This is a genomic window from Aeromicrobium sp. (genome assembly GCF_023146395.1).
Lineage (GTDB): Bacteria > Actinomycetota > Actinomycetes > Propionibacteriales > Nocardioidaceae > Aeromicrobium.
Genome location: NZ_JAGLCD010000006.1, coordinates 15,397 through 41,735 on the forward strand (window position 1 = coordinate 15,397; position 26,339 = coordinate 41,735).

Here is a 26,339-nt window from a genome sequence, read left to right on the forward strand (position 1 = left end):
CGGTCGGTCGAAGCATGCGCCGTGACGACGACGTCTCCACGCTCGTCGAGGCGGCACGAGGCGACGGCCCGGGCAAGGCCCGGGCCGTCGCCCGCCTGATCTCGCTGGTCGAGGTCGACTCCCCGAAGCTCCGGGAGGTCGCCCGGCAGCTCGTGCCGCACACGGGCGCCGCCCACGTCGTGGGCCTGACGGGCTCTCCGGGCGTCGGCAAGTCGACCTCGACCTCGGCCCTGGTCACGGCACTGCGGGCCTCCGGGCGCACCGTGGGTGTCCTTGCGGTGGATCCGTCGTCGCCGTTCAGCGGCGGGGCGTTGCTGGGCGACCGCATCCGCATGTCCGACCACGCGACCGATCCGGGGGTCATGATCCGGTCGATGGCCAGCCGCGGACACCTGGGCGGTCTGGCCGCTGCCGCACCCCAGGCCCTGCGAGTCCTGGACGCGGCCGGGTGCGACGTCGTGCTGGTCGAGACCGTGGGGGTCGGTCAGTCGGAGGTCGAGATCGCCGGGCTGGCCGACACGTGCCTGGTCCTGCTCGCGCCCGGCATGGGCGACGGCATCCAGGCCGCCAAGGCCGGCATCCTGGAGATCGGCGACGTGTTCTGCGTCAACAAGGCCGACCGCGACGGCGCCACTACGACGCGTCGGGAGCTGCGCGGGATGCTGTCGATGACCGAGCGCGCCGACGGGGCCTGGAAGCCGCCCATCGTGCTCACGGTCGCCACGACCGGCGACGGTGTCGAGGAGCTGCTCGCCGAGGTCGACGGGCACCGCCGGCATCTCGAGACGTCGGGGGAGGGCCGGCGCCGACGCCTCGCCCGGGCCCGGCGCGAGATCGAGGCGATCGCCCTCGGCGAGGTCACCCGGCGTTTCGGGCACCTGTCGGGCGACGCCCGTCTCGACGGGCTCGCGGCCGACGTGCTTGGTGGCACGACCGACCCGTACCGCGCCGCTGAGGTCGTGCTCGACCAGATCTGAACCACACCCGGGCGTGGGCGGCCCCCGCTTCGGCGCGCCTCCCTCGTGCTCCTGCGCCGATGGCCTAGAAATGAGTCCGTGGTGAAGAAGGCACTGGTGCTGCTCGTCTGCGGGTTCGCGCTCTACTACCTGCTGACCGCGCCGGCCGAGGCGGCCGACGCGGTCGAGGGCGCGTTCAACGCCGTGATCGATGCCTTCGGCAACGTGGGGGTCTTCGTCCAGGAGCTCTTCGAGTAGCGGGCCGTCCATGATCCGAGCGCTGGCCGAGCGCGTCCCCGAGCAGCAGGTGGAGCGTCACCTGCTGGCCGACGAGGGTGAGCACATCGTCGACCTCGTCCGTCATCACGGCATCGTCTACGCCCTGCCGAGCGTCGAGCTGATCGGCGTCGCGACCCTCTGGCTGCTGGCCCTGTTCGGTCCCATCTCCTGGGGCTGGGTCTTCCTGCTGGCCTCGGTCGTCCTGCTGGCCCACGCGCTGTTCGTGACGGCCCGCGAGCGGCGTGACGTCTTCGTGATCACCAACATGCGCGTGTTCCGCGCCTCCGGCGTGTTCAACGTCAAGATCGCGACGATGCCGATCACGCGCATTCTGGACATCACGGTCGACAAGCCGCTGCTCGGGCGCCTGATGGGCTACGGCCACTTCGTGTTCGAGTCGGCCGCCCAGGCCCAGGGGCTGCGTGACATCCGGTTCATCGGCGACCCCGACGGCCGAGACCTGACGATCCAGCGGGTCGTGCAGCGAGCTGGCTTGCGAGGGCCGCGCGGCGGAGTGCCGCCTCACCACCTTCTCTAGGATGGAGGCATGAGCTTCTCTCGTCCAGGTGCCCTTGACCTGTCTGCCCTCGCCCGCCCCGCCGGTGGTGCGGCACCGGGTGCGTCGTCGACCGGTGGCTGGGTCGTCGACGCGACGGAGGCCGACTTCCAGCAGGTCGCCCTCGAGGCCTCGCTCCAGCACCTGGTGGTGCTGAGCCTGTGGTCGCCGCGGGCCCGCGAGAGCGCCGACTTCAACGCGCGGCTCGGCGCCGCGGCCAACGCCTACGACGGGCAGCTGCTGCTCGTGCAGGTCGACGTCGACGCGAACCCGGGCATCGCCCAGGCCCTCGGGGCCCAGGCGGTGCCGCTCGTGGTCGGACTGGTCAAGGGTCAGCCCGTGCCGCTGTTCCAGAGCGCGGTCCCCGACGACCAGATCCGTGGCTACTTCGACGAGCTCATCCGGCTGGGCGCCGAGCACGGGGTCACCGGGCGTGCGCCGGCCCCCGGTGACGCGGCCCCGGCGCCGGAGGAGCCCGAGGACGACCCGCGCTTCGCGCCGGCCGACGCCGCCTTCAACGCCGGCGACCTCGACGGGGCGATCGCGGCCTACGAGAAGCTCGCGGCGCAGAGCCCGGGCGACGCCGAGGTCGCCGAGCGGCTGGCCGGAGTGCGCCTCATGGCCCGCACCCAGGGTGTCGACCTGCAGCAGGCCCGTGCCGCGGCCGCCGATGCGCCCGCCGACGTCGAGGCCCAGCTGCTCGTCGCTGATCTCGACGTGAGCGGTGGGCACGTCGACGACGCCTTCGACCGGCTGATCCAGCTCGTGGCGCGCACGGCCGAGTCCGACCGGGACCGCGTGCGTGAGCGGCTTCTCGAGCTGTTCACCGTGGTCGGCGGCGACGACCCCCGCGTCGCGACGGCCCGGCGTCGCCTCGCGACCGCTCTGTACTGACCCTCGGACCGGCCGGTTCTCGGCGCGACCGCGAGTCGCCCGCCGCGGGGTCTGGACGCCGGTAGTGTCGGCCGGGCGGTCCAGCACGGGCGGACCGCGATGCGGGAGGGACGGTGCGCGCGATGCGGCGCAGGATCGGTGCGTGGGCACTCACGGTGCTCGGCGTGCTCGTGGCCCTCGTGGGTCTCGCGGTGATGGTCGTCCTCGGGCCCGACGGCCGGGTGACGACAGGCCCGCACGCGATCGACACCGACACCGCTGCCGTCGTGACCGCGCCGGGGGCCGTGCGGTTCGTCGGGGTGCAGGTCGACCTGCTCGTGGAGGTGCCGATCGACAAGCCCGTGTTCGTCGGTGTGGGTAACACCGTCGACGTCCAGGACTACCTCCAGGACACCGCGCGCGTCGAGATCACGTCCTACGCCGCGCCGTGGACGATCCAGACCCGGGACGTCGAGGGGGAGCCGAATCTCCCGTCGGCGCCCACGGCACTGGACTGGTGGGTCGTCTCGCAGGCGGGTCTCGGGGGAGCCGACATCAGCCTGACGCTGCCCGACGAGCCCGTCTCGGTCGCGGTGGTCGCGGTCGGTTCGACGAATCTCTCGGGGCTCGAGGTCACGATGGCCTACGGGATCCGCGGTGGGTTCGGGCGCGGCGCCGGGATCGCGCTGCTCGGGATCGGGCTGGCGTGGTTCGGTGTCCTGCTGCGCCGGCGGCACCTGTGGCGAGAGCCCGACCATGACGAGGACGCCGAGTTCGTGGAGGAGGTCGAGGTCTTCGTGTACGTCGACGAGCACGGCGTGGAGCACGAGATCGATCCCGCCGAGCTCGAGGGCTTCGAGATCGTCGACGAGGAAGAGATTCTGGAGGGGGCCGAGGCCGAGGCCGACGACGGTGCAGACGAGGCCGCTGACGTGGCCGTCGACGAGCCCGTCGACGAGCCCGCACCCGGAGGCGGAGCGTCGGCCGAGCTCCCTCGGCCGGTGTACGTCTGGATCGACGACGACGGGGTGGAGCACGAGGTGGGCGAGGACGAGCTGCACGAGTTCGAGATCGCCCCGGACGACGAGCCCGAGGACGGCCCGCGATGAGGCCGGTTCGTGTCGTGATGGCCCTCGTCGTGGGCCTCACCCTGGCGGCGTGCGCGATACCGCACCAGCGCGACGACACCGGTGCCAGCAAGCTGGCGATCGAGGAGGCGGGCGTCGACGCCGTCTACGCGCGCTATCGCGAGGTCTACAACGCCGCAGTCGACATCGACTCCGCGCAGCCGTTGTCGGTCGTGGAGCGCGGCAGCGTCCTGGACATCGACACCGCGGCCTTCCAGGTCGAGGGCGGTGCCGTCCGCACGACGCTGCGGGCGGACGAGGTCGCGATCCCGCGGTTCAAGGCCTACCCCCTCTGGTTCATGGCGGTCGCCTCGACCGAGGACGGCGCCGAGCGTCGGGTCCAGGTCTTCAGCCGCATGAGCTCGGTCGACACCTGGACGCTCGTCGCGAGCCCCCGGATCGTCGCCGAGGCCACGCTGCCGAAGCTGCGGGCCAGTGGTGACGCGAACGCGCTCGCCGTCGCCCCGGACGACGATCGCGGCATGGTCCTGTCTCCGCAAGCGGCGGTGGACGCGTACGTCGCGTCGCTCTCGGCGCTCCCGGAGGCGGCCGGTGACGACGTGGCGGGCGACGACGCCTTCCTGCAGCAGATGCGCGACGCGTTCGCGCAGAACCAGCAGCTCGCGGACGTCGAGTTCAGCCAGGCGTGGGGCGCCGATCCCGTGGAGCACGCGATCCGGACGTCCGACGGCGGTGCACTCGTGTTCGCGACGCTGCATCGCGCCGACCAGTTCCAGGTCACCCCAGGCCGCAGCGTGACCTATCCCGACGGGACGGTGCAGAGGGCGCTCGCGCCGGAGGGCATCGTCGGCAGCGGAACGGTCCGGTTCGACCACCAGGTGCTCCTGCTGGTGCCACCGGGCAACGGCGAGATCCGCGTCCTGGGTCAGTTCGGTGGTGTCGTGGCGGTGGAGTAGGGCGCGCGACTCGTTCCTCGTCGCTCCACCGGCTCGTTCCTCGCCGGTGCCGGGCTTCGCCCGGGCGCCTGCCTCGCTTCGCTCGGCACGTGGATCTGCGGGGGCCGGGCTTCGCCTGGGCGCCTGCCTCGCTTCGCTCGGCCCGTGGATCTGCGGGTGCCGGGCTACGCCCGGGCGCCTGCCTCGCTTCGCTCGGCCCGTGGATCTGCGGGTGCCGGGCTACGCCCGGGCGCCTGCCTCGCCTGCGGCTCGGCCCGTCGATCCACGGGTGGCCGGCAGTGTGTGCGCCTGACCGGCTCACTCGGGGGCCAGCGGTGCCTCGCGGTAGCTGGCGACTCCGGCGGCCACCGAGGCGAGCACCTCCGTGGCCGCAGCGGTGGCCTTCTCGCCGATCGTCGCGACGTCGCACCAGTGGACGCCCGCGATCTCGGTCGGCTGGAGGGTCATGTCCGACGTGATGGACTCGTCGGCGACCCCGAGGTCGAACAGGAAGATGCAGGCGTCGTCCCAGCCCCGCCAGGCGGGCAGCCAGCTCACCGTGACGAGGTCTCCGACCTCGACGTCGAGCCCGAGCTCCTCGAGCAGCTCGCGGCGCAGCCCGACCGCCGGGGACTCGCCGACCTCGACGACACCCCCGGGCAGGTCCCACTCCTGCTTGTAGGTCAGCTCGCACAACAGGACCCGGCCCTCCTGGTCGCGCCAGAGGCCCTGGGCGATGACGCGCTTGGTCGGCAGTCCGGCGTTCAGGATCGCGATGAAGCCGTCACGGGACCGCGCGGGCGGATCGGTGGCCAGTCGGGCCATCAGCACGCGGTCCGGCTCGCCGTGCGGGCCGCGCAGGAGCCCTTCGCGCCGTAGTCCGCAGATCGACGCCGCTCGCACGTCGGTGCTGCGCTCCACCGGGATCCGGGCCTCGACCCGCCCGGCCCCGAGCTCGCCGAGCACGTGGTCGACCGCCAGCCCGACGGCGTGCAGCGCCCACCGCAGGGCGGAGTCGCCGGAGCCGACGTTCCAGCGCACCGACCACGTCGAGCGCGACTCCTGGCGCAGCGCGACCGAGCCGACTCGTTCGCCGTCCGCCCACACGCTGTAGCCGTCGAACTCGGCCTGGGAGCGCTCAGGGCGCAGGGTGACGGTGTCGTCGGCGATCTCGCGTGCGTCCATGCCTGCCTCTCGTGCGGCCCCCCGGTCGCGGGCCCCGACCACCGTACGCGGTCACGTCGGTGCGCCCCTATGCTCGGCGACATCGACGAGGCGGGCCACCCGGGCCGCGACGTGAGAAGCGGCCAGAGGGCCGCGGGCGAGGAGACTGACGTGGGAGAGTTCGTGCGGCTCGAGGTTGCCGACGGGGTGGGGACGATCCGCCTGGACCGACCGAAGATGAATGCGCTCGACGCGCAGGTGCAGCGTGAGCTGATCGAGGTCAGCCGCGAGGCCGACACGCGCGACGACGTGGCCGCGGTGGTCCTCCACGGCGGCGAGCGGGTCTTCGCCGCCGGCGCCGACGTCAAGGAGATGGCGGAGATGTCCTACCAGGAGATGGTGCGACACGCCCACCTCCTGCAGGAGTTCACCCGAGCCGTCGCGGCCATCGGCAAGCCCACGGTCTCCGCGATCACGGGATTCGCCCTCGGCGGAGGCTGCGAGCTCGCCCTGGCGACCGATCTGCGCTTCGCTGCCGACGGCGCCAAGCTGGGTCAGCCCGAGATCCTGCTGGGGATCATCCCCGGCGCGGGGGGCACGCAGCGCCTGGCCCGCCTGGTGGGTCCTGCCACCGCCAAGGACCTGATCTACACGGGACGTTTCGTCGACGCCCAGGAGGCGCTCGCGATCGGCCTGGTCGATCGTGTGCTCCCCGCGGACGAGGTCTACTCCGCGGCGGTCGCGTGGGCGGCGCAGTTCGTGGGGGGCGCGTCCCTGGCCCTGCGCGCGGCCAAGGCGGCTGTCGATCGCGGGCTCGAGGTCGACCTGCAGTCGGGGCTGGAGATCGAACGCGTGGAGTTCACCGGCCTGTTCGCGACCGACGATCGCACGGCGGGAATGACCTCGTTCGTCGAGAATGGACCCGGGAAGGCGACTTTCACCGGCCGCTGAGCTGCGTCGACCGGCCCCGATGCGTCCGCGGTCTGCCTGAAATGTGCGTGGACGCTAGTGACACTTGAGGCATACTGATGCGGACGTGACCCATCATGGCCCGCGAGGAAAGGGAGTCATGAGCGACTCAGACGAGAAGCCGACCACCGGGAGTGCTCCCTCCGACCCCTTGCGGGTCGCGGCGGACATGATCGACGACTCCGGTGACGAACGTGCTTCCGCCGGCTCGTCGGGCTCCGACGGTCGGCCGATGACGGCGCGGGAGCGTCGTGCTGCGGCCAAGGCTGCGCGTCTGGAGGCGGCGAAGCGCCGTCGCGACGAGCGCGCGGCTCGCCGCTCGTCCGACGACGCGACCTCCGAGACCGCCGACGCGTCGGCACCGACCGAGGCCACCTCCGGCCGGCCCGAGGACGCCTCGGCCACCGCGGAGCCGCAGACCCTGGCCCAGAAGCTCGACGCCGCTCGACGGGCCGCAGCGGAGCGTGCTGAGGTGCCCGAGCGCAGCGACCAGGCAGAGCCCGGCGACGAGGCAGAGCGCGAGACCGTGGCTGAGCGCAGCGACGCGGGCGAGTCGACCCGCGAGCTGAGCCGCGACGAGATCGCCGAGGAGATCCAGCGAGGTCAGGAGCCCGAGGCGGCGACGTCTCGCGAAGCGGCGTCCGATCCGCTGGGGGATGCCGAAGAGCCGCGGGAGTCGGTCTTCGGTCGCCTGTGGAGCGCCGCCACGGCCGGCGAGCTCGCTGCCGACGACGCCAAGACCCCCGAGCCCGCGAAGACCGCCGAGCCTGAGCCTGAGCCGGTGGCTGAGGTCGCCCCTGAGCCTGAGCCGGTGGCTGAGTCCGTGCCGGAGCCTGAGCCGGAGTCCGTGCCCGAGCCGGTGGCTGAGGTCGCCCCTGAGCCTGAGCCTGAGCCGGTGGCCGAGGTCGCGCCCGAGCCGGAGCCGGAGTCCGAGCCCGAGCCGGTGGCTGAGGTCGCCCCTGAGCCTGAGCCTGCGCCGGTGGCCGAGGTCGCGCCCGACCCGGAGCCCGTGGCCGAGACGGCCGCTGCGTCGTTCGCGACGCCGGAGCCGGTGCCGACAGCGGTCAGCCAGACCTTCGCCGAGAAGCTTGCCGCCGCGAGTGCCGCGGCGCAGGGCCGGGTGGCCGCCGCGCGCGCCGAGGCCGCGCGCCTCATGGAGGAGGCCGCCCGTGAGCGCGCCGATCTCGAGGCGCGTCTGGAGGCCGACGAGACCCGGCAGCGCGAGATCGCCGCCCAGAAGCTGCAGGCTGCCGAGCAGGCTGCCGAGGAACGCGTCGCCGCGGCGCGCGCCGAGGCGGAGCGGGTCAACCGCGACATCCAGAGCGAACGTGCTGCGGCTGCCGCGCGCATCGCGCAGCTCCAGCGCGAGTCCGACGAACGTGTCGCCGCCGCCAAGGCCGACGCCGAACGCGCCGCTGCAGCCCGGATCGCCGAGGCCGAGGCCGAGGCTTACCGGCTCGTGCAGGCCGCCGAGGAGGAGGCGGCCCGCAACACCGAGAAGCGCATTGCCGAGGCCGAGGCCGAGGCCGAGCGTGCGGCGCAGGAGCGGCTCCAGGCGGCTGAGGCCGACGCCGAGCGGCGGATCCAGGCCGCTCAGGCCAAGGCCGACGACGTCGCACGTCAGGCGGCCCAGGAGCGCGAGGCAGCCAGGGCCCAGCTCGCGGCCGAGCGTGAGGACGCCGACCGGCGCCTGGCCGAGGTCAAGGCGGAGGCCGAGACGATCGTGCGCGACGCCGAGGAGACCTCGGCCAACCACATCGCTGCGGCCAAGGGTGAGGCCGAGAAGTACGCGCAGGAGGTCGCGGCCGAGCGGGTCGCGATCGCGGTTCGTGTGGCTGACGCGGAGCGCGCAGCCGAGGAGAAGCTCGTCGCGGCCAAGGTCGAGGCCGAGCGGCTCGCCTCGGAGGCGGCCGCGCGTCACGAGGCGGCGGCGGGCGAGCTCGCCCGCGAGCGCGACGAGGCCAAGGCTCTTGTCGCCTCGGCCGAGGCGCAGGCGCGTCGTCTGGCCGAGGAGGCCGAGGCCCAGCGGGTCGAGGCCGCCCAGCGTCTCGCCGATGCCGAGCGGGTCGCGGAGGAGCGGGTGCGCCTGGCGCAGGCCGAGGCCGAGCGGGTCGCCGCGGAGGCGGCCGAGGCCGCTCGGGTCGCGGCCCAGGCACGGGCCGAGGCCGAGCGGCAGCAGCAGCTCGCCGCCGAGGAGGCACGCCGGGACGCCGAGCACCAGGTCGCCGAGGCCGAGCGCTCCGCCGCCGAGAAGGTCGCTGCTGCCCAGGAGGAGGCGCGCCGTGTCGCGGCCGCGGCCGAGGCCGAGTCGCAGCGACGGATCGCCGAGGCGCAGGCGGAGGCCGAGCGGGTCACGGCGACGTCGAAGCGCGAGGCCCAGGAGCGGCTCAGCCAGGCCGTGGCCGCCGCCCGCGAGGCCGCCGAGCAGAAGCTGCAGGAGGCTGAGCGCACCGCGATGGAGTGGGTCGCCGCCGCCGAGGCCGAGGCCGAGCGAGTCGCCCAGGAGCACATCGTGATGGCGAACCAGGCCGCCAGAGGCACGCCACTCGCACCCTCCGCGCCGACGGCGTCAGAGTTCGTCGACGACGGCCAGGACGAAGCCGACGACGACTCGGACGAATCGCTCCAGGAGGTGAGCGGTGAGTCGGGAGCCCTTGCCTCCCCGACCAGAAAAAGAGTCGTCCGACGTAAGTGAGCAGGTTCGGGAACCGTCCGGCACGGGCGATCCCGAGCGACGGACCGCCGACCGCCCGGTCGTCGGCACGAGTCCGCTGCAGCGTGCTCTCGCCGGTCTGACGACCGCGGGGGAGTGGGCGGCGCAGGCCGAGGCCGAGGAGCGCGCGAACGCCGAGACAGAGGCCGACGCGGCCCCGGTCGAGCTCGAGCCGGATCTCGACGCCGACGCGGAGCAGGCGCAGGCGCAGGCGCAGCCCGACGAGGGCGACGGCCACGCCGACTCGTCGCCGCGCGAGCGCGCACGCCGGCTCAAGGCCGAGGCGCGCGCGGCGCGGCGGGCCGAGAAGCTGGAGCGTCGTGCTGCGCGCCGAGCGGCCACGCAGGCTCCGGAGGCGGAGGTCGAGCCCGCTGCGGGGAGCGGCGACGCACACCCCGAGGTGGTCCCGGTCGCCTCGGGCGACACCGAGCCGTCGCAGGGCGACGTGGACCCGGCGATCGGCGACGACACCGCGCCGCTCTCGCCCGCCGACGGTCGTACGGGCACCCGGTCGCGCCGGGCTGTGGCGAAGCAGGCGCGCCAGGCAGCGGCCTTGGAGCGCCGCCGCGCCCGGGCGGAGGCGAAGGCGCGGCGTGCCGGACGCGGCGAGGGCGCTCTCGAGGCGCCCCCCACGGACGTGTTCGAGGACCCGACCGCTCGGGACGCCGACGAGATCGACCGCGAGCTGGCTGACGACGAGGTCGTGACCGAGCTCGCCGCCGCGGCCGCGGCCGAGGAGCGGCTCGAGGCCGAGCAGCAGGAGGCTGAACGACTCGAGGCCGAGCGGCTGGAGGCCGAGCGACTCGAGGCCGAACGGCTCATCGCCGAGGAGCGTGCGGCCGAGCGCCGTGCCGCCGAGGAGGCCGAGATCGAGCGGGCCGAGGCCGAGCGGGCCGAGGCCGAGGAGCGACGCGCCGCGGAGCAGGCCGCCGACGACCCCGAGGTCGACTGGGAGGACGTCGAGCGACGCGCGACCGAGGCGGCCGTGGCCGTCTCGGCACGGGCGAGTGCGCGCGAGCGCAAGGCCCAGGACCGCCAGCGCAAGATCGAGGCCAAGGCGGCCGCCCGGGTCGAGAAGGACCGCGCGCGCCACGCGTCCCCCGACCTGGACGACGTGCCGGAGCCGCCCGACGTGGTCCGTTCCGCCGGGAAGGGATCGGTCCTGACCGTCGTGGCGGCGGTCGTGAGCGCAGCGGGCCTGATCCTGTCGGTCGTGCTCGCCGTGGGCGCCATGCTCGCCGCGCTCGGCATCGACTCCGGGACCCTGTACTCGATCGTCTCGGCGATCTGCGACGCGCTGACTGCCCCGCTGGCCGGGTTCGTCGACTTCTCGGGCTCCAACGCCGCCCAGAAGGAAGCGCTGGTCGCGTGGGGGCTCGGCTCGATCGTGTACCTGGCGATCGGGCTCGGCGCCCAGTCGCTGCTGCGTTCGCGCGCCGACGACGACTGAGCGCGGCGCTCGCGGTGTGACGCAGTCGATGCCGGTTCCCGGTCGCCCCGAATGCTACGAGTAGGTAACATGCAAGTTGCTGAGGGTCGCCTCACTGCAGCTCGTCGCGCAGTGGCACAGTGTCCTCAGGTGCCACCGAACGGTGGCCACGACGCCGATCCCGGCGCCGTGATTCCCGAACCTTCCAGGAGGGTCCCCCGTGACCAAGATCGTTGTTGCGGTCAAGTACGTCCCGGATGCGACGGCCGACCGCACCTTCACGTCCGACAACACCGTCGACCGTGAGGGTGTCGACGGGCTGTTGTCCGAGCTGGACGAGTACGCGGTCGAGCAGGCGCTGCAGGTCGTCGAGGCCGGCGAGGGCGAGGTCACGGTCGTGACCGTCGGCCCCGATGACGCCGCCGACGCCGTGCGCAAGGCGTTGCAGATGGGTGCCGACGCCGGCGTCCACGTCGTCGACGACTCCATCGCCGGGTCCGACGCGTTCGCGACGTCGCTCGTGCTCGCCAAGGCCATCGAGAAGCTCGAGTACGACCTGGTGTTCTTCGGCATGGCCTCCACCGACGCCGGCATGGGTGTCGTCCCGACGCTCGTGGCCGCGCGCCTCGGCCTGCCGGCCGTGACGTTCGCCTCCGAGGTCACGGTCGACGGCGACACCGTCAAGATCCGCCGCGACGGCGACGCCGCGACGCAGGAGATCGAGGCCACCGGCAAGATCGTCGTCTCGGTCACCGACCAGACCGGTGAGGCCCGCTACCCGTCCTTCAAGGGCATCATGGCGGCCAAGAAGAAGCCGATCGACGAGTGGTCGCTGGCCGACCTGGGCGTCGAGGCCTCCGAGGTCGGCCAGGACAACGCCTGGACCGCCGTGGAGTCCTACGAGCCCCGCCCGCCGCGCACCGCCGGCGAGATCGTGACCGACGAGGGCGACGGCGGCACCAAGCTCGTCGAGTTCCTCGCCTCCAAGAAGTTCGTCTGAAAGGGAACGGGACATGTCTGAAGTTCTCGTGCTGATCGACGCCCCCGAGGGCAAGGTCACCAAGCCGTCGCTGGAGCTCCTCACGCTGGCTCGCCGCATCGGTGAGCCGTCGGCCGTCGTGTTCGGCTCCGAGGTCCCCTCGCAGCTCGCCGAGTACGGCGCGGAGAAGGTCTACCAGCTCGACGACGCCGTCTACGGCGAGTACCTCGTGGCCCCCAAGGCCGAGGCGCTCACGCAGCTCGTCGCCGACAAGAGCCCGGCCGCGCTGCTCGTGCCCGCCACGACCGAGGGCAAGGAGATCGGCGCTCGCGTGGCGCTGGCCACCGAGTCCGGCCTGATCACCGACGCGGTCGACGTCACCGTCGCCGGCGACACGGTCACCACCACCCAGAGCGTCTTCGCCGGCAACTTCACCGTTGACGCGAAGGTCACCCAGGGTGCGCCGGTCATCGCCGTCAAGCCGAACTCGACCTCCCCGGAGGCCGCGTCGGCCGCCGGCACGGTCGAGGCCGTCTCGTTCGACGTCACCGACGCGGGCAAGGGTGCCAAGATCACCTCCAGCAAGCCCAAGGAGGCCTCGGGCCGTCCGGAGCTGACCGAGGCCGCGATCGTGGTCTCGGGCGGCCGTGGCACCGGTGGCGACTTCTCCGAGGTCGAGGCGCTCGCCGACAGCCTCGGTGCCGCCGTCGGCGCCTCGCGCGCCGCGGTCGACTCCGGCTGGTACCCGCACTCGTTCCAGGTGGGCCAGACCGGCAAGGTCGTCTCGCCGCAGCTGTACGTCGCCAACGGCATCTCCGGGGCGATCCAGCACCGCGCCGGCATGCAGACGTCCAAGACCATCGTCGCGGTCAACAAGGACGAGGAGGCGCCGATCTTCGAGCTCGTCGACTTCGGCGTCGTGGGTGACCTCAAGACGGTGCTGCCGCAGGCCACCGAGGCCATCGTCGCGCGCAAGGGCTGATCGGCCCGCCGACACCGCTCGATCCCCGACCCCCGGACCCTCGTGGTCCGGGGGTCGGGTCGTGTCCGGAGTGTGGCGAGGTCAGGCGATGGCCCCGGGTAGTTCGGTGTCGATTTGATGAAGTAGCCCGTCGGGACTATGGCTCGCTGGCTCCTTGGTGATACTCATGATGGATTCATCGGCTGTCCTGCGCTACCGCGCGGGTCACCCATCAACAGGAGGAATGGATGCGACTCACACGACGAGTTCGCCTCGCGGGCGTGGCACTGGCCGCAAGCGCGCTGGTGCTGTCCGCGTGCGGCGGTTCTGACGACGACAGTGGAGAGGCCACCGACGCGATCATCTCGGTCAACGGCTCTGAGCCGGAGAACCCGCTGATCCCGACGGCCACCAACGAGACCGGCGGCGGCAACCCGATCCAGAACCTCTTCGCGGGTCTGGTGTCCTACAACGCCGACGGCTCCACGACCAACGAGGTCGCCGAGTCGATCGAGAGCGACGACGCCACGCTCTGGACCGTCACGCTCAACGACGGCTGGACCTTCACCGACGGCTCGCCGGTCACCGCCGAGTCGTTCGTCAACGCGTGGAACTACGGCGCCGACCCGGCCAACGCTCAGCTCAACGCCTACTTCTTCTACCCGATCGAGGGCACCAACGACGAGGGCAACACCCCCGAGGGCGTCTCCACGATCTCGGGCCTGACGGTCGTCGACGACACGACCTTCACGATCAAGCTGAAGAAGCCGGAGTCGGACTTCCCGCTGCGCCTCGGCTACTCGGCCTACTTCCCGCTGCCCGAGGCGGCGTTCGGCCCCGACGGCAAGATCACGTCGGAGTACGGCGAGCGGCCCATCGGCAACGGCCCCTACATGCTGTCGGACTCGGGCTGGGAGCACGACGTCCAGATCTCGATGGTCACCAACCCCGACTACGACGGGGCGCGCAACCCGGCCAACGGTGGCCTGACCTTCAAGTTCTACGCCGACCTCGACGCGGCCTACACCGACCTCGTGGGCGGGGACCTCGACGTCCTGGACACCGTTCCGGACTCGGCGCTCGCGACCTTCGAGTCCGATGACGTCCAGGCGTTCAACGAGGCGGGCTCGGTCTTCCAGTCCTTCACGATCCCCGAGAGCCTCCCGCACTTCTCGGGCGAGGAGGGCAAGCTGCGCCGTCAGGCCATCTCCTACGCGATCAACCGTGAGGAAGTCACCGACAAGATCTTCGACGGCACCCGCACGCCGGCCGAGGACTTCACGGCGCCCGTGCTGGACGGCTGGACCGCAGACGTCGAGGGCAACGAGGTCCTGAGCTTCGACGAGACCAAGGCTCAGGAGCTGTGGGCCGAGGCCGACGCGATCAGCCCGTGGACCGGATCGTTCCAGATCGCGTACAACACCGACGGTGGCCACAAGGCCTGGGTCGACGCGACCACGAACCAGATCAAGAACGCCCTGGGCATCGACTCTTCCGGCGCCCCGTACGCGACGTTCGACGAGCTCCGCGCCAAGGTGAACGACAAGACGATCACCACGGCGTTCCGCACCGGTTGGCAGGCGGACTACCCGTCGATGCTGAACTACCTCGGGCCGCTGTACGGCACGGGCGCGGGTTCCAACGATGGCGACTACTCCAACCCGGAGTTCGACGCGACCATCGCCGACGCGGCCTCCACCGAGGGTGACGACCGCTACTCGCTGATCGAGGACGCGCAGGCGATCCTGTTCACCGACCTCCCGGCGATCCCGCTGTGGTACTCCAACATCGCGGCAGCGGCGGCCACGGACGTCGACAACGTCGAGTTCACCTGGCAGAACCTGCCCGACTACTACAAGATCACCAAGTAGTAGACCTGGCGACCCGGGCTTCCCGAGGGGCAGCGTCTCCGCTGCCCCCGGGAGGCCCGGGCGTCGTGTGCTGTGCCGATCGGTCTCGTCGAGCCGGTCGCCGTCGGTAGCTCTGGCCCTAGGGAGGCGCCATGGGGTGGTACATCCTCAAGCGGATCGTCCAGACGATCCCCGTCATCGTCTTTGCGACGCTGATCATCTATGCCTTGGTCTTCCTGCGCCCAGGCGATCCTGTCCTGAACCTGTTCGGTGACAAGCCGGTCTCGGAGGCCACCAGGGCCACGATCGAGTCGCAGTACAACCTCGACAAGCCGTTCATCGTGCAGTGGCTGCTCTTCCTCAAGGGGGCGGTGACCTTCGACTTCGGCACCTCCTTCTCCGGCCAGCCCGTCATCGACCAGATCCAGCGGGCCTTCCCCGTCTCGGTGACCCTGGCCCTCATGGCGGTCGCCTTCGAGGCGGTGTTCGCGATCATCATCGGCACCTACGCGGGAATTCGCCGCGGCGGCTGGTTCGACGGTGTCTCGCTCGTCGTGTCGCTCGTGATCGTCGCCGTGCCGATCTTCGTGATCGGCTTCCTGTTCCAGATCTTCATCGGCATCAAGGCCGGCATCGACTGGCTTCCCGCCACGGTCGGAGGCGACTGGACCGTCACGGACCTCATCATGCCAGCGATCGTCCTCGGGCTCACGTCCCTCGCGTTCGCGATGCGGCTGACCCGCGGTTCGGTGTCGGAGAACCTCGCGGCCGACCACGTGCGCACCGCTCGCGCCAAGGGGCTGTCGGAGGGCAAGGTCGTGCGCAACCACGTCCTGCGCAACTCCTTGATCCCGGTCGTGACCTTCCTGGGCGCCGACCTCGGCACCCTGATGGCCGGCGCCATCGTGACCGAGGGCATCTTCAACATTCCCGGCATCGGCGGGCTGGCCTACAGTGCGATCCTCAAGGGCGAGAGCCCGACGATCGTCTCGGTCGTGACCTTGATGGTGCTGATCTACGTCGTCATGAGCCTGCTCGTCGACCTCCTGTACGCCTGGCTCGATCCGAGGATCCGTTATGCCTGAGAACACTCCGCGCCGCTCCACGCCGCGTCCCGGTCAGGAGCGGTTCGTCGCTCCGGTCGAGGACACCCCGCTCGCGGCGATCGACAACGTCGACATCGACGTCGCCCCCGAGAGCCAGTGGAAGGAGGCCTGGAAGCGCATGCGGCGCAGTCCGTTGTTCTGGACCTCCTTGACCATCCTGGCCTTCTTGGCGGTCATGATCGCGTTCCCGCGGCTGTTCACCGACGCCGATCCGCGCTACGCGCAGCTCTCCGACAGCCTCGAGCCGGCTCGCCCGGGCCACCCGTTCGGCTTCACCAAGCAGGGAGCGGATGTCTGGGCCCGCACGGTGTACGGCGCGCGCGCGTCCGTCGCCGTCGGAGTGCTGACCACGATCATCTTCGTCCTGGTCGGCGTCGTCACCGGCGCGGTGGCCGCCTATTACGGCAAGTTCGCCGACACGGTCATCTCGCGTACGAGCGACATCTTCTTCTCGATCCCCCTGCTCCTGGGCTGCATCGTGGTCGTCTCGGTCATCAACAACACGTGGCCGGATCGTGGATTCTGGGGGGCGGTCATGGTCATCGTCCTGGCGTTGTCGTTGTTCGCCTGGCCCCAGATCACCCGCCAGATGCGTGCCGCAGTGCTCGAGGTCAAGAATCTCGAGTTCGTCGACGCCGCACGGGCCATCGGTGCTTCGAGCCGCGCCAACCTCATCCGCCACATCGTGCCGAACGCGATCGGCCCGGTCATCGTCACGGCCACGATCTCCCTGGGCGTGTTCATCGTCTCCGAGGCGACCCTGTCGTTCCTCGGACTTGGCCTTCCCGGGAGCGTCATGTCCTGGGGCAACGACATCGCCGCCGCGGAGGTGCAGATCCGCTCGGGCGAGCACCTGCGCGTGCTGGCCGTGCCGTCGGTGGCCCTGGCCGTCACGGTGCTCGGCTTCATCCTGCTCGGTGAGTCCGTGCGAGAGGCCCTCGACCCGAAGGCGAGGAAGAAGTGAACGCCGCCACCACCGCGGGGTCGGCCCCGCTGCTCCAGATCCGCGATCTCGACGTCGCATTCCGCAACGAGAAGAAGCAGCCCGTCCCGGCGGTCCGTGGGGCGAACCTCACGGTCTACGAGGGACAGACCGTCGCGATCGTCGGGGAGTCGGGGTCGGGCAAGTCGACCACGGCCCACGCGATCATCGGGCTCCTCCCCGGAACGGGCCACGTCACCGGGGGAGAGATCCTGTTCGAGGGCCAGGACATCGCCCAGGCGCGCAAGCAGGACATCGTCGCGCTGCGCGGCTCCTCGATCGGGCTCGTCCCGCAGGACCCGATGTCCAACCTCAACCCGCTCTGGAAGGTGGGACACCAGATCAAGGAGGCCCTCGTCGCCAACGGGGTCGCCACCGGCAAGGCCGCCGACGCCCGCGTCGTGGAGCTGCTCGAGGAGGCGGGCCTGCCCGACGCCGCGCGCCGGGCGCAGCAGTACCCGCACGAGTTCTCCGGCGGCATGCGCCAGCGCGCGCTGATCGCGATGGGCCTCGCTGCGCGCCCCAAGCTCCTGATCGCCGACGAGCCCACGAGCGCGCTCGACGTGACGGTCCAGAAGCAGATCCTCGACCACCTCGACACCCTGACCGACGAGCTCGGGGTCGCCGTGCTGCTCATCACCCACGACCTCGGGCTGGCGGCCGAGCGGGCCGACCACCTGGTCGTGATGTACAAGGGCCAGATCGTCGAGTCCGGTCCCGCACTCGAGATCCTCCAGGACCCGCACCACCCCTACACCCAGCGGCTGGTCGCCTCGGCTCCGTCCCTGGCCTCCCAGCGCCTGTCGTCGGGCAAGCAGCGCAGTGAGGTGCGCGAGGCCGCTCACAAGCAGGCCCGGCACGGTGGCGGCGAGTCGGCCGCGGTCCCGGCGGACGTCGGTCGGGCCAGCGACGACGTCATCGAGGTCGAGGGTCTCACCAAGGTCTTCACGTTGCCGGGCAAGGGACCGTTCGGCAAGACGGACTTCGTCGCCGTCGATGACCTGAGCTTCTCGCTCCGGCGTGGCACCACGACCGCCATCGTGGGCGAGTCCGGGTCCGGCAAGTCCACCGTGGCCCGCATGGTGCTCGGCCTGCTCGAGCCGACCTCGGGCACCGTGAAGCTCGATGGCGTCGACGTGGCGGGGGTGCGCCGCAAGGAGGATCGTCTCCGTCTGCGCCGCACGATGCAGCCGGTCTTCCAGAATCCGTACGCCTCACTGGACCCCTTGTTCACGATCTACCGCTCGATCGAGGAGCCACTGCGGGTCCACGGGATCGGTACCGAGAAGGAGCGCGAGGGCCGGATCCGCGACCTGCTCGAGAAGGTCTCGCTGCCGACCAGCGTCATGCGGAGGTTCCCGCACGAGCTGTCCGGTGGCCAGCGCCAGCGCGTCGCGATCGCGCGCGCGCTGGCACTCGAGCCGGAGGTCGTGATCTGCGACGAGGCGGTCTCCGCGCTCGACGTCCTGGTCCAGGCGCAGATCCTGACGCTGCTCAACGACCTCCAGGCCGAGCTGGGCCTCAGCTACCTGTTCATCACCCACGACCTCGCGGTGGTGCGGCAGATCGCCGACGACGTGCTCGTGATGCAGAACGGGCGGGTCGTCGAGGCCGCATCGGTCGAGCAGGTCTTCAGTGCGCCGCAGCAGGAGTACACACGACTGCTGCTCGAGGCGATTCCGGGAGCGTCGATCCCGCTCGGTGTGGTCGAGGCGGGCGGTTCCTCGGCCGCCAGGATCGATCTCGACGACTGACGACTGACGACTGACGCACGAGGGGCCGTGAACCAGAGATCTGGTCCACGGCCCCTCGTGCGTCGTCGGGTGCGCCTAGCCTTGCGGCTTGCCCGACCCTGACTCGTCGAGCGCGCGGTTGATCCGGTCGTCGACCGGGTCTCCCAGGTGGTCGTCGAAGTTGCCGACGAGCTCCTCGGTGACGTGCTCGGTCAGCTCGGCCCGCCACTCCCGCTCGCGAGCCCGACGCGCGAGGCGCGTGATCTCGCGGTGCTCGGCCTTGAGTGCCTTGTAGGTCGCGACGGCCATGGCGATCATGACCACGCTGAACGGCACGGCCGTCAGGATGGCCCCGGTCTGCAGGGCACTCAGGCCACCGGCCAGGAGCAGGCCGATCGCCACTGCGCCCTCGAGCACGGCCCACATGATGCGGCTCCACCGCGGCGGCTCGGGGTCGCCCCCGGAGGCCAGCATGTCGACCACGAGTGAGCCGGAGTCGGACGACGTGATGAAGAAGATCGTCACCAGGATGATCGCGATGCCCGAGAGCAGGCCGCCTGCCGGCAGACCGTCGAGCAGCTCGAAGAGCACGTTCTCGGGGCTGCCGCCCGCGAGGTCGCCGTCCTGCATCTCGCGCATGATCGCGGTGCCGCCGAGCACCGTGAACCACAGGGCGGTCACGAGCGTCGGCACCAGAAGCACGCCGGCGACGAACTCGCGGATCGTGCGACCGCGCGAGATGCGCGCGATGAAGACACCGACGAACGGCGCCCAGCTGATCCACCATCCCCAGTAGAACGTGGTCCAGGCCGCCTGGAAGGCGGGTCCGCCCTCGATGACCGCGCCGGTCTCGAAGCTCAGCGGGACGATGTTGGCGAGGTAGTTGCCGATGTTCTGCACGAAGTCACGCAGCAGGAACAGGGTGGGTCCGAGGGCCGCGACGAGCACCAGGAAGATCCCGGCGAGCGTCAGGTTGGCGTTGGAGAGCCACTTGATGCCCTTGCCGACGCCCGAGACGACCGAGATGGTGGCGGCCGCCGTGATCGCGACGATCACGATGACGCGGATCGTGTCAGTCGGCTCGTCGACCAGACCCAGCTGCGCCATGCCGGCGGTGATCTGCTGGACGCCGAGTCCGAGCGAGGTCGCGACACCGGCGACGGTGCCCACGACGGCGATGACGTCGACCGCGTCGCCGAGACGACCCTTGACCCGGTCGCCGAAGATCGGCTCGAGGGTCCAGCGCAGCGAGACCGAGCGGCCCTTGCGGTGGATCGCGTAGGCCATGGCCAGGCCGACCACGACGTAGATGGACCAGGCGTGGAAGCCCCAGTGCAGGAAGACCTGCGTCATGGCGGCGTTCGCCAGGTCGGCGTCGCCGCCCTCGACCCCCGGCTTCGGGTCGGCGAAGAAGGTCAGGGGTTCGGCCGCACCCCAGAAGACCAGTCCGATGCCCATGCCCGCGGCGAACAGCATCGCGAACCAGGCCTTGAGGCTGAACTCGGGGTCCTCGCCGTCCTTGCCGAGGGTGATGTCGCCGAAGCGGCCGACCCCCATCCAGATGGCGAAGATCACGAAGCCGCTGACCGCCAGCGTGTAGTACCAGCCGATGCCCGAGATGACATTGGACTGGGCTGAGGCCAGGAGGTCACCGGTTGCATCGGGGAAGAAGATGCTGAAGAGGACGACGGCCAGCAGAATGCCTGCTGAGGGGAAGAAGACCCAGGGGGCTACCGAGGAGAACCGTGACTCTCCTCCGGGCCCCGAGGAGGCCTTTTCGGCCGTTGGGGTGGCCATGAAAACTCCTTACATGTAGTCATGTCGAGCCCTACGACCATGCCAGCCTTGATGAGTTGACGCAAAAGCACGGTCCCGGCAGGGTGCCCCCGCTGGGTCGCGTGAGGAGTTCCTGGACTTGACCGGATCGAACACCTGTTCGATCATGGTCGAATGGACCTGGACGAGCTCAGACGACGTGTCGCTCGACTCGAGGGACGCCCCGTCGACACGGCCACGATCCCGGTCCACCCCGCGCTCGCGGGGCTGCTCACGCCCCGGGTCGGTGGGGTGTACGGCGTCGATGCCGCGAGCCTCGCCCTGACCTTGGCCTCGGGCCCCTCGGCGGCGGGAGCATGGCTCGGAGTCGTGCAGTGCCCGGACCTCGGGCTCGTCGCGGCCCAGGAGGCGGGCATCGACACCGACCGCCTGGTCATGGTGCCGGATGCGGCCGAGCTCTGGTGGGAGGTCGTGGCGGCCCTCGTCGACTCGCTCGCCCTCGTCGTGGTGCGCCCCCCGGCCCGGGTCTCGGCGCGTGACGCCGCCCGGCTGGCGGCGCGGCTGCGCGCCCGGCAGTGCGTGCTCGTCGTGTGGGGGGAGTGGCCCCGCTGCGACGGTCGTCTGTCTCTCGTCTCGTCGCAGTGGTCGGGGGTCGGTCACGGTCACGGTCACCTGCGGTCGCGACGCGCCGTCATCGAGGCGCGCACCGACGTCGCGATCTCGCGACGACGTGAGGTCTGGCTGCCCGGCGACACCGGCGGAGGTGCCGGGCCGTGGGCGGCGAAGGAGACAGGCGGGGATGCCGGGCCGTGGGCGGCACAGGAGACAGCCGGGGATGCCGGGCCGTGGGCGACAGGCGAGACCACCGAGCTGCAGCTCCTGCGGGGTGCCTCGTGAGGACCCTCGTCGTGTGGTGCCCCGACTGGCCCGTCGTGGCCGCGGGACTGCCCGCCACGGTTCCTGCGGCGGTGCTGGCCGGAGGTGAGGTGCTGGCCTGCTCGCCGGCGGCCCGGGCCGCCGGGGTCCGTCGCGGCATGCGCCGCCGCGACGCCCAGGCGCGCTGTCCCGAGCTTCGCCTCGTCGACCGTGCGCCCCAGGTCGAGGCGCACCGCTTCGACGAGGTCCTCGAGGCGCTCGAGGAGCTCACGCCGGGGGTCGCTCCCATCCGCCCGGGCCTGTGCGCGCTGCGGGTGCCGCCGCGCTACTACGGGGGTGAGCGCGAGACCGCGGCTGTCCTGGCCGAGCGGGTCGTCGAGCTGGGGGTCTGGGACGTCCGGTGCGGCATCGCCGACGGCGTCTTCGCGGCTGAGCACGCGGCGCGCCGGGCCTTGACCCAGGACGTCTGGATCGTGCCGCCCGGCGGATCGGCCGACTTCGTCGGTGAGCTCGGCATCGACGTCGTCGAGGACGTCGCGCTCGCCGATCTCCTGCGCCGGCTGGGCGTGCGCACGCTCGGGTCGTTCGCGCGGCTCGCTCCCGGTGACGTGCGCACCCGCTTCGGCGACACCGGGGCTCTGCTGCACCGACTCGCCCGGGGTGAGGACCCGCAGCCCGTGGCCCGTCGGCAGGCGCCGCCCGACCTCGTCACCGGCACGGCGTTCGAGCCGCCGCTGGAGACTTCCGAGGCTGCCGTCTTCAGCCTGCGCACCACGGCCGAGCAGTGTGTCGAGACACTCGCCCAGCACGGACTCGTGGTCACGGCGGTGCGCATCGAGGTCGACTCCGATGGCACCACGGTCCAGGCCCGTACCTGGCGCCACCCCGCCTGGTTCGACGCCCCGGCGCTCCTGGACCGCCTGCGCTGGCAGCTCGCTGCGGCAGGCCCGGCAGGGGGGCGGGGAGATGGGCACGGGGTCCCGGGCGCTGGGCGGGGAGATGAGTACGCACAGGGCATCGGCGCGGTCCGGTTCGTGCCCGAGGAGACCTCGAGCGTGGGCGAGCACGCCGACACCCTGTTCGGCGCGGGGCACGACGCCCAGGTCGAGGGCGGGGCGGCCCGGGTCCAGGCGCTGGTGGGTCCCGAGGCGGTGCAGGTGCTGCGTCCGCAGGGCGGGCGGAGTCCGGGCGACCAGGTGCACGCGGCGCCGTGGGGCGAGCGGGTCCCGGTCGCCCGCCCCGCCGAGCGCCCGTGGCCCGGTCAGATCCCCGCCCCCGCACCGGCCACGGTCTTCGCCTCGCCGAGCCAGGCCGCGGTCGCGGGTGCGGAGGGCCAGCGGGTCCTGGTCACCGCGCGGGGCGCGGTCTCGGCCGTCCCGTCGCGGTTCCGGGTCTCAGCGGCCGAGCCGTGGCAACAGGTGGCGGCCTGGGCCGGTCCGTGGCCTGTCGACGAGCGGTGGTGGGACGAGGCGAGCGCGCGCCGCGTCGCCCGCTTCCAGGTCGTGGGCGTCGACGGTCGCGCCTGGCTGCTGGTCCTCGACGGCGACACCTGGTTCACCGAGGCTCGCTATGACTGAGTCACCCTGGCCAGCAAGTCAGTGCTGACATGGGCTGGAACAACCCCGACCTGCCGTGGGGCGAGCTCGAGCGACGCCTCAGCGGGCGCACCGCGTCGGGCACGCCGATCAGCCCGGCGGGGGCGCCGGGCCCTGGACGGCTGAATCATGACGACGTCGTCCGCGACGCCCCGATGTCGCGGCCGCGACGTCGGCCGCCGGAGCGCACGATCGAGCGGCTCAGCAGCACGGTGCCCTACGCCGAGCTGCACGTGCACAGCAGCTTCAGCTTCCTCGACGGCGCCAGCGATCCCGACGCCCTGGTCGAGGAGGCCGTACGCCTCGGCCTGGAGGCCCTGGCCCTGACCGATCACGACGGCTTCGCCGGGGCGCCGGCGTTCGCCGAGGCGGCGCAGCTGCACGGCCTGCGCACGATCTACGGCGCCGAGCTCTCGCTCGACCTGCAGCGACCGCAGAATGGCGTGCCCGACCCGGAGGGTACCCACCTGCTCGTGCTGGCTCGCGGCGCCGAGGGGTACCACCGACTCGCGGGCGCCATGACCGAGGCGCACCTGGGCGGCGACGACAAGGGGCGTCCGGCCTACGACCTGGACGACCTGACCGACCGGGGTCGCGACCACTGGGTCGTCCTGACGGGCTGTCGCAAGGGCGCCGTGCGCACCGAGCTCGCCACCGGGGGGCCGGCTGCGGCCGAGCGGGCGCTCCTGGACCTCGTCGACCGGTTCGGACGCGAGGGCGTCGTGGTCGAGCTCACCGACCACGGGATGCCGGGCGACTCGGCCCGCAACGACGTCCTCGCCGGTCTGGCCGCGCGGCACGGCCTGGCGGTCGTGGCCACGCAGGCCGTGCACCACGCCACGCCCGAGGGTGGCCGGCTCGCCGCGGCGATGGCGGCGGTGCGCGCGCGGCGCAGCCTGGCCGAGGTCGACGGCTGGCTGCCGCCGTCGGGCACGGCGTACCTGCGCTCCGGTGAGGAGATGGCGACGCAGTTCGCCCGGTACCCCGGCGCGGTCGCCACCTCGGTACGTCTGGCCCAGGAGCTTGCCTTCGACCTGCGCGCCGTCACCCCACGCCTCCCGGTCGTCACCCCCCAGGGCCTCACCGATCGCCAGTACCTGCGCCGGCTCGCCGACGAGGGCATCGCCGCGCGGTACGCTCACATCCCCGAGATCGCGAAGGCGCGCATCGACCGCGAGCTCGCCGTCATCGCCGAGAAGGGCTTCGAGGGCTACTTCCTGATCGTCCACGGCATCGTCACCGAGGCGAGGCAGCGCGGCATCCTGTGCCAGGGGCGGGGCTCGTCGGCCAACTCTGCGCTCTGCTACGCGCTCGGCATCACGGCGGTCGACTCGATCTTCTTCGACCTGCCGTTCGAGCGGTTCCTCGCGGCCACGCGGGAGGAGGAGCCCGACATCGACGTCGACTTCGACTCCGATCGTCGCGAGGAGATCATCCAGTGGGTCTACGACACCTACGGTCGCCGCAACGCCGCCCAGGTCGCCAACGTCATCACGTACCGGCCCCGCTCGGCGGTGCGCGACGCGGCCAAGGCGCTCGGCTACTCCACGGGCCAGCAGGACGCCTTCTCGGCCCAGGTCGAGCGGTGGCGCGAGATCGACACCGACGCGGCCCTGCCGGCGCCGGTGCGTGACCTCGCCCAGCAGCTGCTCGGGCGCCCCCGCCACCTCGGCATCCACTCCGGCGGCATGATCCTGACCGAGCGGCCCGTCGGGGAGGTGTGCCCCATCGAGCGGGCGCGCATGGCCGATCGCACGGTGCTGCAGTGGGACAAGGACGCCTGCGAGTGGATGGGGCTGGTCAAGTTCGACCTGCTCGGCCTCGGCATGCTCGGCGCCCTCGACCACTGCTTCCGGTTGGTCGAGCGGCACCTGGGGGAGTCGTGGGGCCTCGACACGATCCCCAAGGACGAGGCCGGCGTGTACGACATGCTCTGCCGGGCCGACAGCGTCGGGGTCTTCCAGGTCGAGAGCCGTGCCCAGATCGGCACCCTGCCGCGCCTGCGTCCGCGCCGGTACTACGACCTCGCGATCGAGATCGCCCTGATCCGCCCCGGGCCCATCCAGGGCGGTGCGGTGCACCCGTACATCCGCCGGGCCACGGGGCACGAGACCGTCACGTACCCCCACCCGGCCGTCGAGCCCGTGCTGCGGCGCACCCTCGGGGTGCCGCTGTTCCAGGAGCAGCTCATGCAGATGGCCATGGTGCTGGGCGACTGCACGGGCGACGAGGCCGACCTCCTGCGGCGGGCCATGGGGTCCAAGCGCGGTATCGAGCGCATCGAGTCGCTCGAGGCGCGCCTGTTCGAGGGCATGGCCGACAAGGGCATCGTGGGGGAGGAGGCCGAGGCGATCTACGTCATGATCAAGTCGTTCGCCGACTTCGGCTTCGCCGAGAGCCACGCCCTGAGCTTCGCGCTGCTGGTGTACGCCAGCAGCTGGCTCAAGCTGCACCATCCCGCGGCGTTCCTCGCGGCGCTGCTGCGCAACCAGCCCATGGGGTTCTACTCACCGGCCTCCCTCGTGGGTGACGCGCGACGTCACGGGGTCGAGACCTTGCGTCCCGACATCGCCCGGTCGGCAGCCCAGGCCGAGCTGGAGCCGCTGGTCGCGGGCGTCACGGGGGTCACCGGCCTCGCGCAGTGCGCCGAGCGCGAGCAGCCCACGCCGGGGCCGTTCGACCCGCACGGTCCCGATCCCACGGTTTCGCACCGCCGCGACGGTCACTTCGCAGTGCGGCTCGGGCTCGACAGCGTGCGGGGCATCGGCCTCGAGGTGGCTCACCGGATCGTCGCTGCGCGGGCAGAGCGGCCGTTCGCCGACATGGCCGACGTCGCCCGGCGCACGGGGCTGTCGGCGGCGCAGATGGAGGCACTGGCCACCGCCGGGGCGTTCGACGGCTTCGGCCTGAGCCGGCGGCAGGCGCTCTGGAACGCGGGCTTCACCGACGCGCCCGACATGCTGCCGGGCACCGGCGCGTGGTCGCCCCCACCGAGCCTGCCCGACCTCTCGGCCGTCGAGGAGACCCTGGCCGACCAGTGGGCCACCCGCATCACGCCCGATCGACATCCGATGGAGCACCTGCGCGAGCTGCTGGCCGCCGAGGGGGTGCGGTCGGTCGGCGAGGTGCTCGCCGCGCGGCCCGACGGGGCCTCGGTCACCGGCGGGCAGGTCGAGTCCGGTCGCCGGGTCTGGGTCGCCGGGCTCGTGACGCACCGTCAGCGTCCGGGCACGGCAGGCGGTGTCACGTTCCTCAACCTCGAGGACGAGACCGGCATGCTCAACGTCGTCGTGTTCGGTTCGGTCTGGGAGCGGCACAAGCGGATCTTCCGGTCGGCTGCCGGCGTCGTGATCCGCGGCGTCGTGGAGGTCACCGACGACCGGGTCGTCAACCTCGTCGCCGAGGTCGTCGACCGCATCGAGACCCGCTACCCGAGCGCGGCGCGGGCGGGGGCGGGGCCGTTGTCGGTGCGGCACAGGAGCAGGGACTTCCAGTAGGGCGCGCGACTCGTCCCTCGTC

20 protein-coding genes are annotated in these 26,339 nt (G+C 71.9%); 18 read left to right on the forward strand and 2 right to left on the reverse strand.

The annotated features are described in order from the left end of the window. Positions 1-14 precede the first annotated feature (14 nt). The 6 genes from meaB (at position 15) to KAG51_RS05200 (ending at position 4,708) form a co-directional block, all read left to right on the forward strand. Positions 15-977, forward strand: a complete 963-nt coding sequence (gene meaB, locus KAG51_RS05175) for a methylmalonyl Co-A mutase-associated GTPase MeaB (protein ID WP_290581346.1) — start codon at positions 15-17, stop codon at positions 975-977. Between the two features lie 81 nt (positions 978-1,058). Then, positions 1,059-1,214: a hypothetical protein gene (locus tag KAG51_RS05180; RefSeq protein WP_290581348.1), complete on the forward strand. Its 156-nt coding sequence runs from the start codon at positions 1,059-1,061 to the stop codon at positions 1,212-1,214. Between the two features lie 10 nt (positions 1,215-1,224). Next, the gene (locus tag KAG51_RS05185; protein WP_290581350.1) at positions 1,225-1,773 is read left to right on the forward strand and encodes a PH domain-containing protein; all 549 of its coding nucleotides are present in this window, start codon (positions 1,225-1,227) and stop codon (positions 1,771-1,773) included. A gap of 9 nt (positions 1,774-1,782) precedes the next feature. Then, positions 1,783-2,685 (forward strand): tetratricopeptide repeat protein, encoded by a 903-nt coding sequence (locus KAG51_RS05190; RefSeq protein WP_290581351.1) that lies wholly within the window; start codon positions 1,783-1,785, stop codon positions 2,683-2,685. Positions 2,686-2,807: 122 nt separating this feature from the next. Beyond that, on the forward strand, positions 2,808-3,773 hold the full coding sequence (locus tag KAG51_RS05195; protein ID WP_290581353.1) for a hypothetical protein: 966 nt from the start codon (positions 2,808-2,810) through the stop codon (positions 3,771-3,773). Continuing rightward, positions 3,770-4,708 (forward strand): hypothetical protein, encoded by a 939-nt coding sequence (locus tag KAG51_RS05200; protein WP_290581355.1) that lies wholly within the window; start codon positions 3,770-3,772, stop codon positions 4,706-4,708. Before KAG51_RS05195 ends, KAG51_RS05200 begins: the two co-directional genes overlap by 4 nt. A gap of 297 nt (positions 4,709-5,005) precedes the next feature. Here the strand turns inward: KAG51_RS05200 and KAG51_RS05205 are convergent, their stop codons facing one another. Continuing rightward, on the reverse strand, positions 5,006-5,872 hold the full coding sequence (locus KAG51_RS05205; RefSeq protein ID WP_290581357.1) for an NUDIX hydrolase: 867 nt from the start codon (positions 5,870-5,872) through the stop codon (positions 5,006-5,008). Positions 5,873-6,022: 150 nt separating this feature from the next. Here KAG51_RS05205 and KAG51_RS05210 point away from each other — a divergent pair, with 150 nt between their 5' ends. The 9 genes from KAG51_RS05210 to KAG51_RS05250 all read left to right on the forward strand — a co-directional run bounded on the left by KAG51_RS05210 (position 6,023) and on the right by KAG51_RS05250 (position 18,594). Then, positions 6,023-6,802, forward strand: a complete 780-nt coding sequence (locus KAG51_RS05210; RefSeq protein ID WP_290581359.1) for an enoyl-CoA hydratase-related protein — start codon at positions 6,023-6,025, stop codon at positions 6,800-6,802. Positions 6,803-6,920: 118 nt separating this feature from the next. Further along, the gene (locus KAG51_RS05215) at positions 6,921-9,515 is read left to right on the forward strand and encodes a hypothetical protein (RefSeq protein WP_290581361.1); all 2,595 of its coding nucleotides are present in this window, start codon (positions 6,921-6,923) and stop codon (positions 9,513-9,515) included. After that, a complete protein-coding gene (locus KAG51_RS05220; RefSeq protein WP_290581363.1) occupies positions 9,460-10,983 on the forward strand; it encodes a hypothetical protein in 1,524 nt (507 codons plus the stop codon). The genes KAG51_RS05215 and KAG51_RS05220 overlap by 56 nt, the downstream gene beginning before the upstream one ends. A gap of 199 nt (positions 10,984-11,182) precedes the next feature. Then, positions 11,183-11,962, forward strand: a complete 780-nt coding sequence (locus KAG51_RS05225) for an electron transfer flavoprotein subunit beta/FixA family protein (protein ID WP_290581365.1) — start codon at positions 11,183-11,185, stop codon at positions 11,960-11,962. Positions 11,963-11,975: 13 nt separating this feature from the next. Next, positions 11,976-12,923, forward strand: a complete 948-nt coding sequence (locus tag KAG51_RS05230; RefSeq protein WP_290581367.1) for an electron transfer flavoprotein subunit alpha/FixB family protein — start codon at positions 11,976-11,978, stop codon at positions 12,921-12,923. A gap of 227 nt (positions 12,924-13,150) precedes the next feature. Next, a complete protein-coding gene (locus tag KAG51_RS05235; RefSeq protein ID WP_290581369.1) occupies positions 13,151-14,773 on the forward strand; it encodes an ABC transporter substrate-binding protein in 1,623 nt (540 codons plus the stop codon). Positions 14,774-14,904: 131 nt separating this feature from the next. Next, positions 14,905-15,837, forward strand: coding sequence for an ABC transporter permease (locus tag KAG51_RS05240; RefSeq protein WP_290581371.1), 933 nt, complete (start codon positions 14,905-14,907; stop codon positions 15,835-15,837). Then, on the forward strand, positions 15,830-16,822 hold the full coding sequence (locus KAG51_RS05245) for an ABC transporter permease (RefSeq protein WP_290581373.1): 993 nt from the start codon (positions 15,830-15,832) through the stop codon (positions 16,820-16,822). Before KAG51_RS05240 ends, KAG51_RS05245 begins: the two co-directional genes overlap by 8 nt. Beyond that, positions 16,819-18,594 carry an ABC transporter ATP-binding protein gene (locus tag KAG51_RS05250; protein WP_290581375.1) on the forward strand — a complete coding sequence of 592 codons (1,776 nt, stop codon included), beginning with the start codon at positions 16,819-16,821 and terminating at the stop codon, positions 18,592-18,594. Before KAG51_RS05245 ends, KAG51_RS05250 begins: the two co-directional genes overlap by 4 nt. 75 nt (positions 18,595-18,669) lie before the next feature. Here KAG51_RS05250 and KAG51_RS05255 read toward each other — a convergent pair whose 3' ends face one another. Continuing rightward, positions 18,670-20,370: a BCCT family transporter gene (locus KAG51_RS05255; protein WP_290581377.1), complete on the reverse strand. Its 1,701-nt coding sequence runs from the start codon at positions 20,368-20,370 to the stop codon at positions 18,670-18,672. 153 nt (positions 20,371-20,523) lie between these two features. Between KAG51_RS05255 and KAG51_RS05260 the strand changes: the two genes are divergently transcribed. Genes KAG51_RS05260 through KAG51_RS05270 form a run of 3 tightly spaced genes read left to right on the forward strand, consistent with a single transcriptional unit; the run spans position 20,524 to position 26,317 of the window. Then, on the forward strand, positions 20,524-21,246 hold the full coding sequence (locus KAG51_RS05260) for a hypothetical protein (RefSeq protein ID WP_290581379.1): 723 nt from the start codon (positions 20,524-20,526) through the stop codon (positions 21,244-21,246). Then, positions 21,243-22,802: a DNA polymerase Y family protein gene (locus tag KAG51_RS05265; protein ID WP_290581381.1), complete on the forward strand. Its 1,560-nt coding sequence runs from the start codon at positions 21,243-21,245 to the stop codon at positions 22,800-22,802. The genes KAG51_RS05260 and KAG51_RS05265 overlap by 4 nt, the downstream gene beginning before the upstream one ends. Before the next feature lie 29 nt (positions 22,803-22,831). Continuing rightward, positions 22,832-26,317, forward strand: a complete 3,486-nt coding sequence (locus KAG51_RS05270) for an error-prone DNA polymerase (RefSeq protein WP_290581383.1) — start codon at positions 22,832-22,834, stop codon at positions 26,315-26,317. Positions 26,318-26,339: the final 22 nt, after the last annotated feature.

Bases quoted from the DNA above. Each gene is read 5' to 3' on its own strand.
- meaB (WP_290581346.1), top strand. From the start codon at position 15: ATGCGCCGTGACGACGACGTCTCCACGCTCGTCGAGGCGGCACGAGGC.
- KAG51_RS05185 (WP_290581350.1), top strand. From the start codon at position 1,225: ATGATCCGAGCGCTGGCCGAGCGCGTCCCCGAGCAGCAGGTGGAGCGT.
- KAG51_RS05190 (WP_290581351.1), top strand. From the start codon at position 1,783: ATGAGCTTCTCTCGTCCAGGTGCCCTTGACCTGTCTGCCCTCGCCCGC.
- KAG51_RS05195 (WP_290581353.1), top strand. From the start codon at position 2,808: ATGCGGCGCAGGATCGGTGCGTGGGCACTCACGGTGCTCGGCGTGCTC.
- KAG51_RS05200 (WP_290581355.1), top strand. From the start codon at position 3,770: ATGAGGCCGGTTCGTGTCGTGATGGCCCTCGTCGTGGGCCTCACCCTG.
- KAG51_RS05205 (WP_290581357.1), bottom strand. From the start codon at position 5,872: ATGGACGCACGCGAGATCGCCGACGACACCGTCACCCTGCGCCCTGAG.
- KAG51_RS05215 (WP_290581361.1), top strand. From the start codon at position 6,921: ATGAGCGACTCAGACGAGAAGCCGACCACCGGGAGTGCTCCCTCCGAC.
- KAG51_RS05230 (WP_290581367.1), top strand. From the start codon at position 11,976: ATGTCTGAAGTTCTCGTGCTGATCGACGCCCCCGAGGGCAAGGTCACC.
- KAG51_RS05235 (WP_290581369.1), top strand. From the start codon at position 13,151: ATGCGACTCACACGACGAGTTCGCCTCGCGGGCGTGGCACTGGCCGCA.
- KAG51_RS05240 (WP_290581371.1), top strand. From the start codon at position 14,905: ATGGGGTGGTACATCCTCAAGCGGATCGTCCAGACGATCCCCGTCATC.
- KAG51_RS05245 (WP_290581373.1), top strand. From the start codon at position 15,830: ATGCCTGAGAACACTCCGCGCCGCTCCACGCCGCGTCCCGGTCAGGAG.
- KAG51_RS05255 (WP_290581377.1), bottom strand. From the start codon at position 20,370: ATGGCCACCCCAACGGCCGAAAAGGCCTCCTCGGGGCCCGGAGGAGAG.
- KAG51_RS05260 (WP_290581379.1), top strand. From the start codon at position 20,524: ATGGACCTGGACGAGCTCAGACGACGTGTCGCTCGACTCGAGGGACGC.
- KAG51_RS05270 (WP_290581383.1), top strand. From the start codon at position 22,832: ATGGGCTGGAACAACCCCGACCTGCCGTGGGGCGAGCTCGAGCGACGC.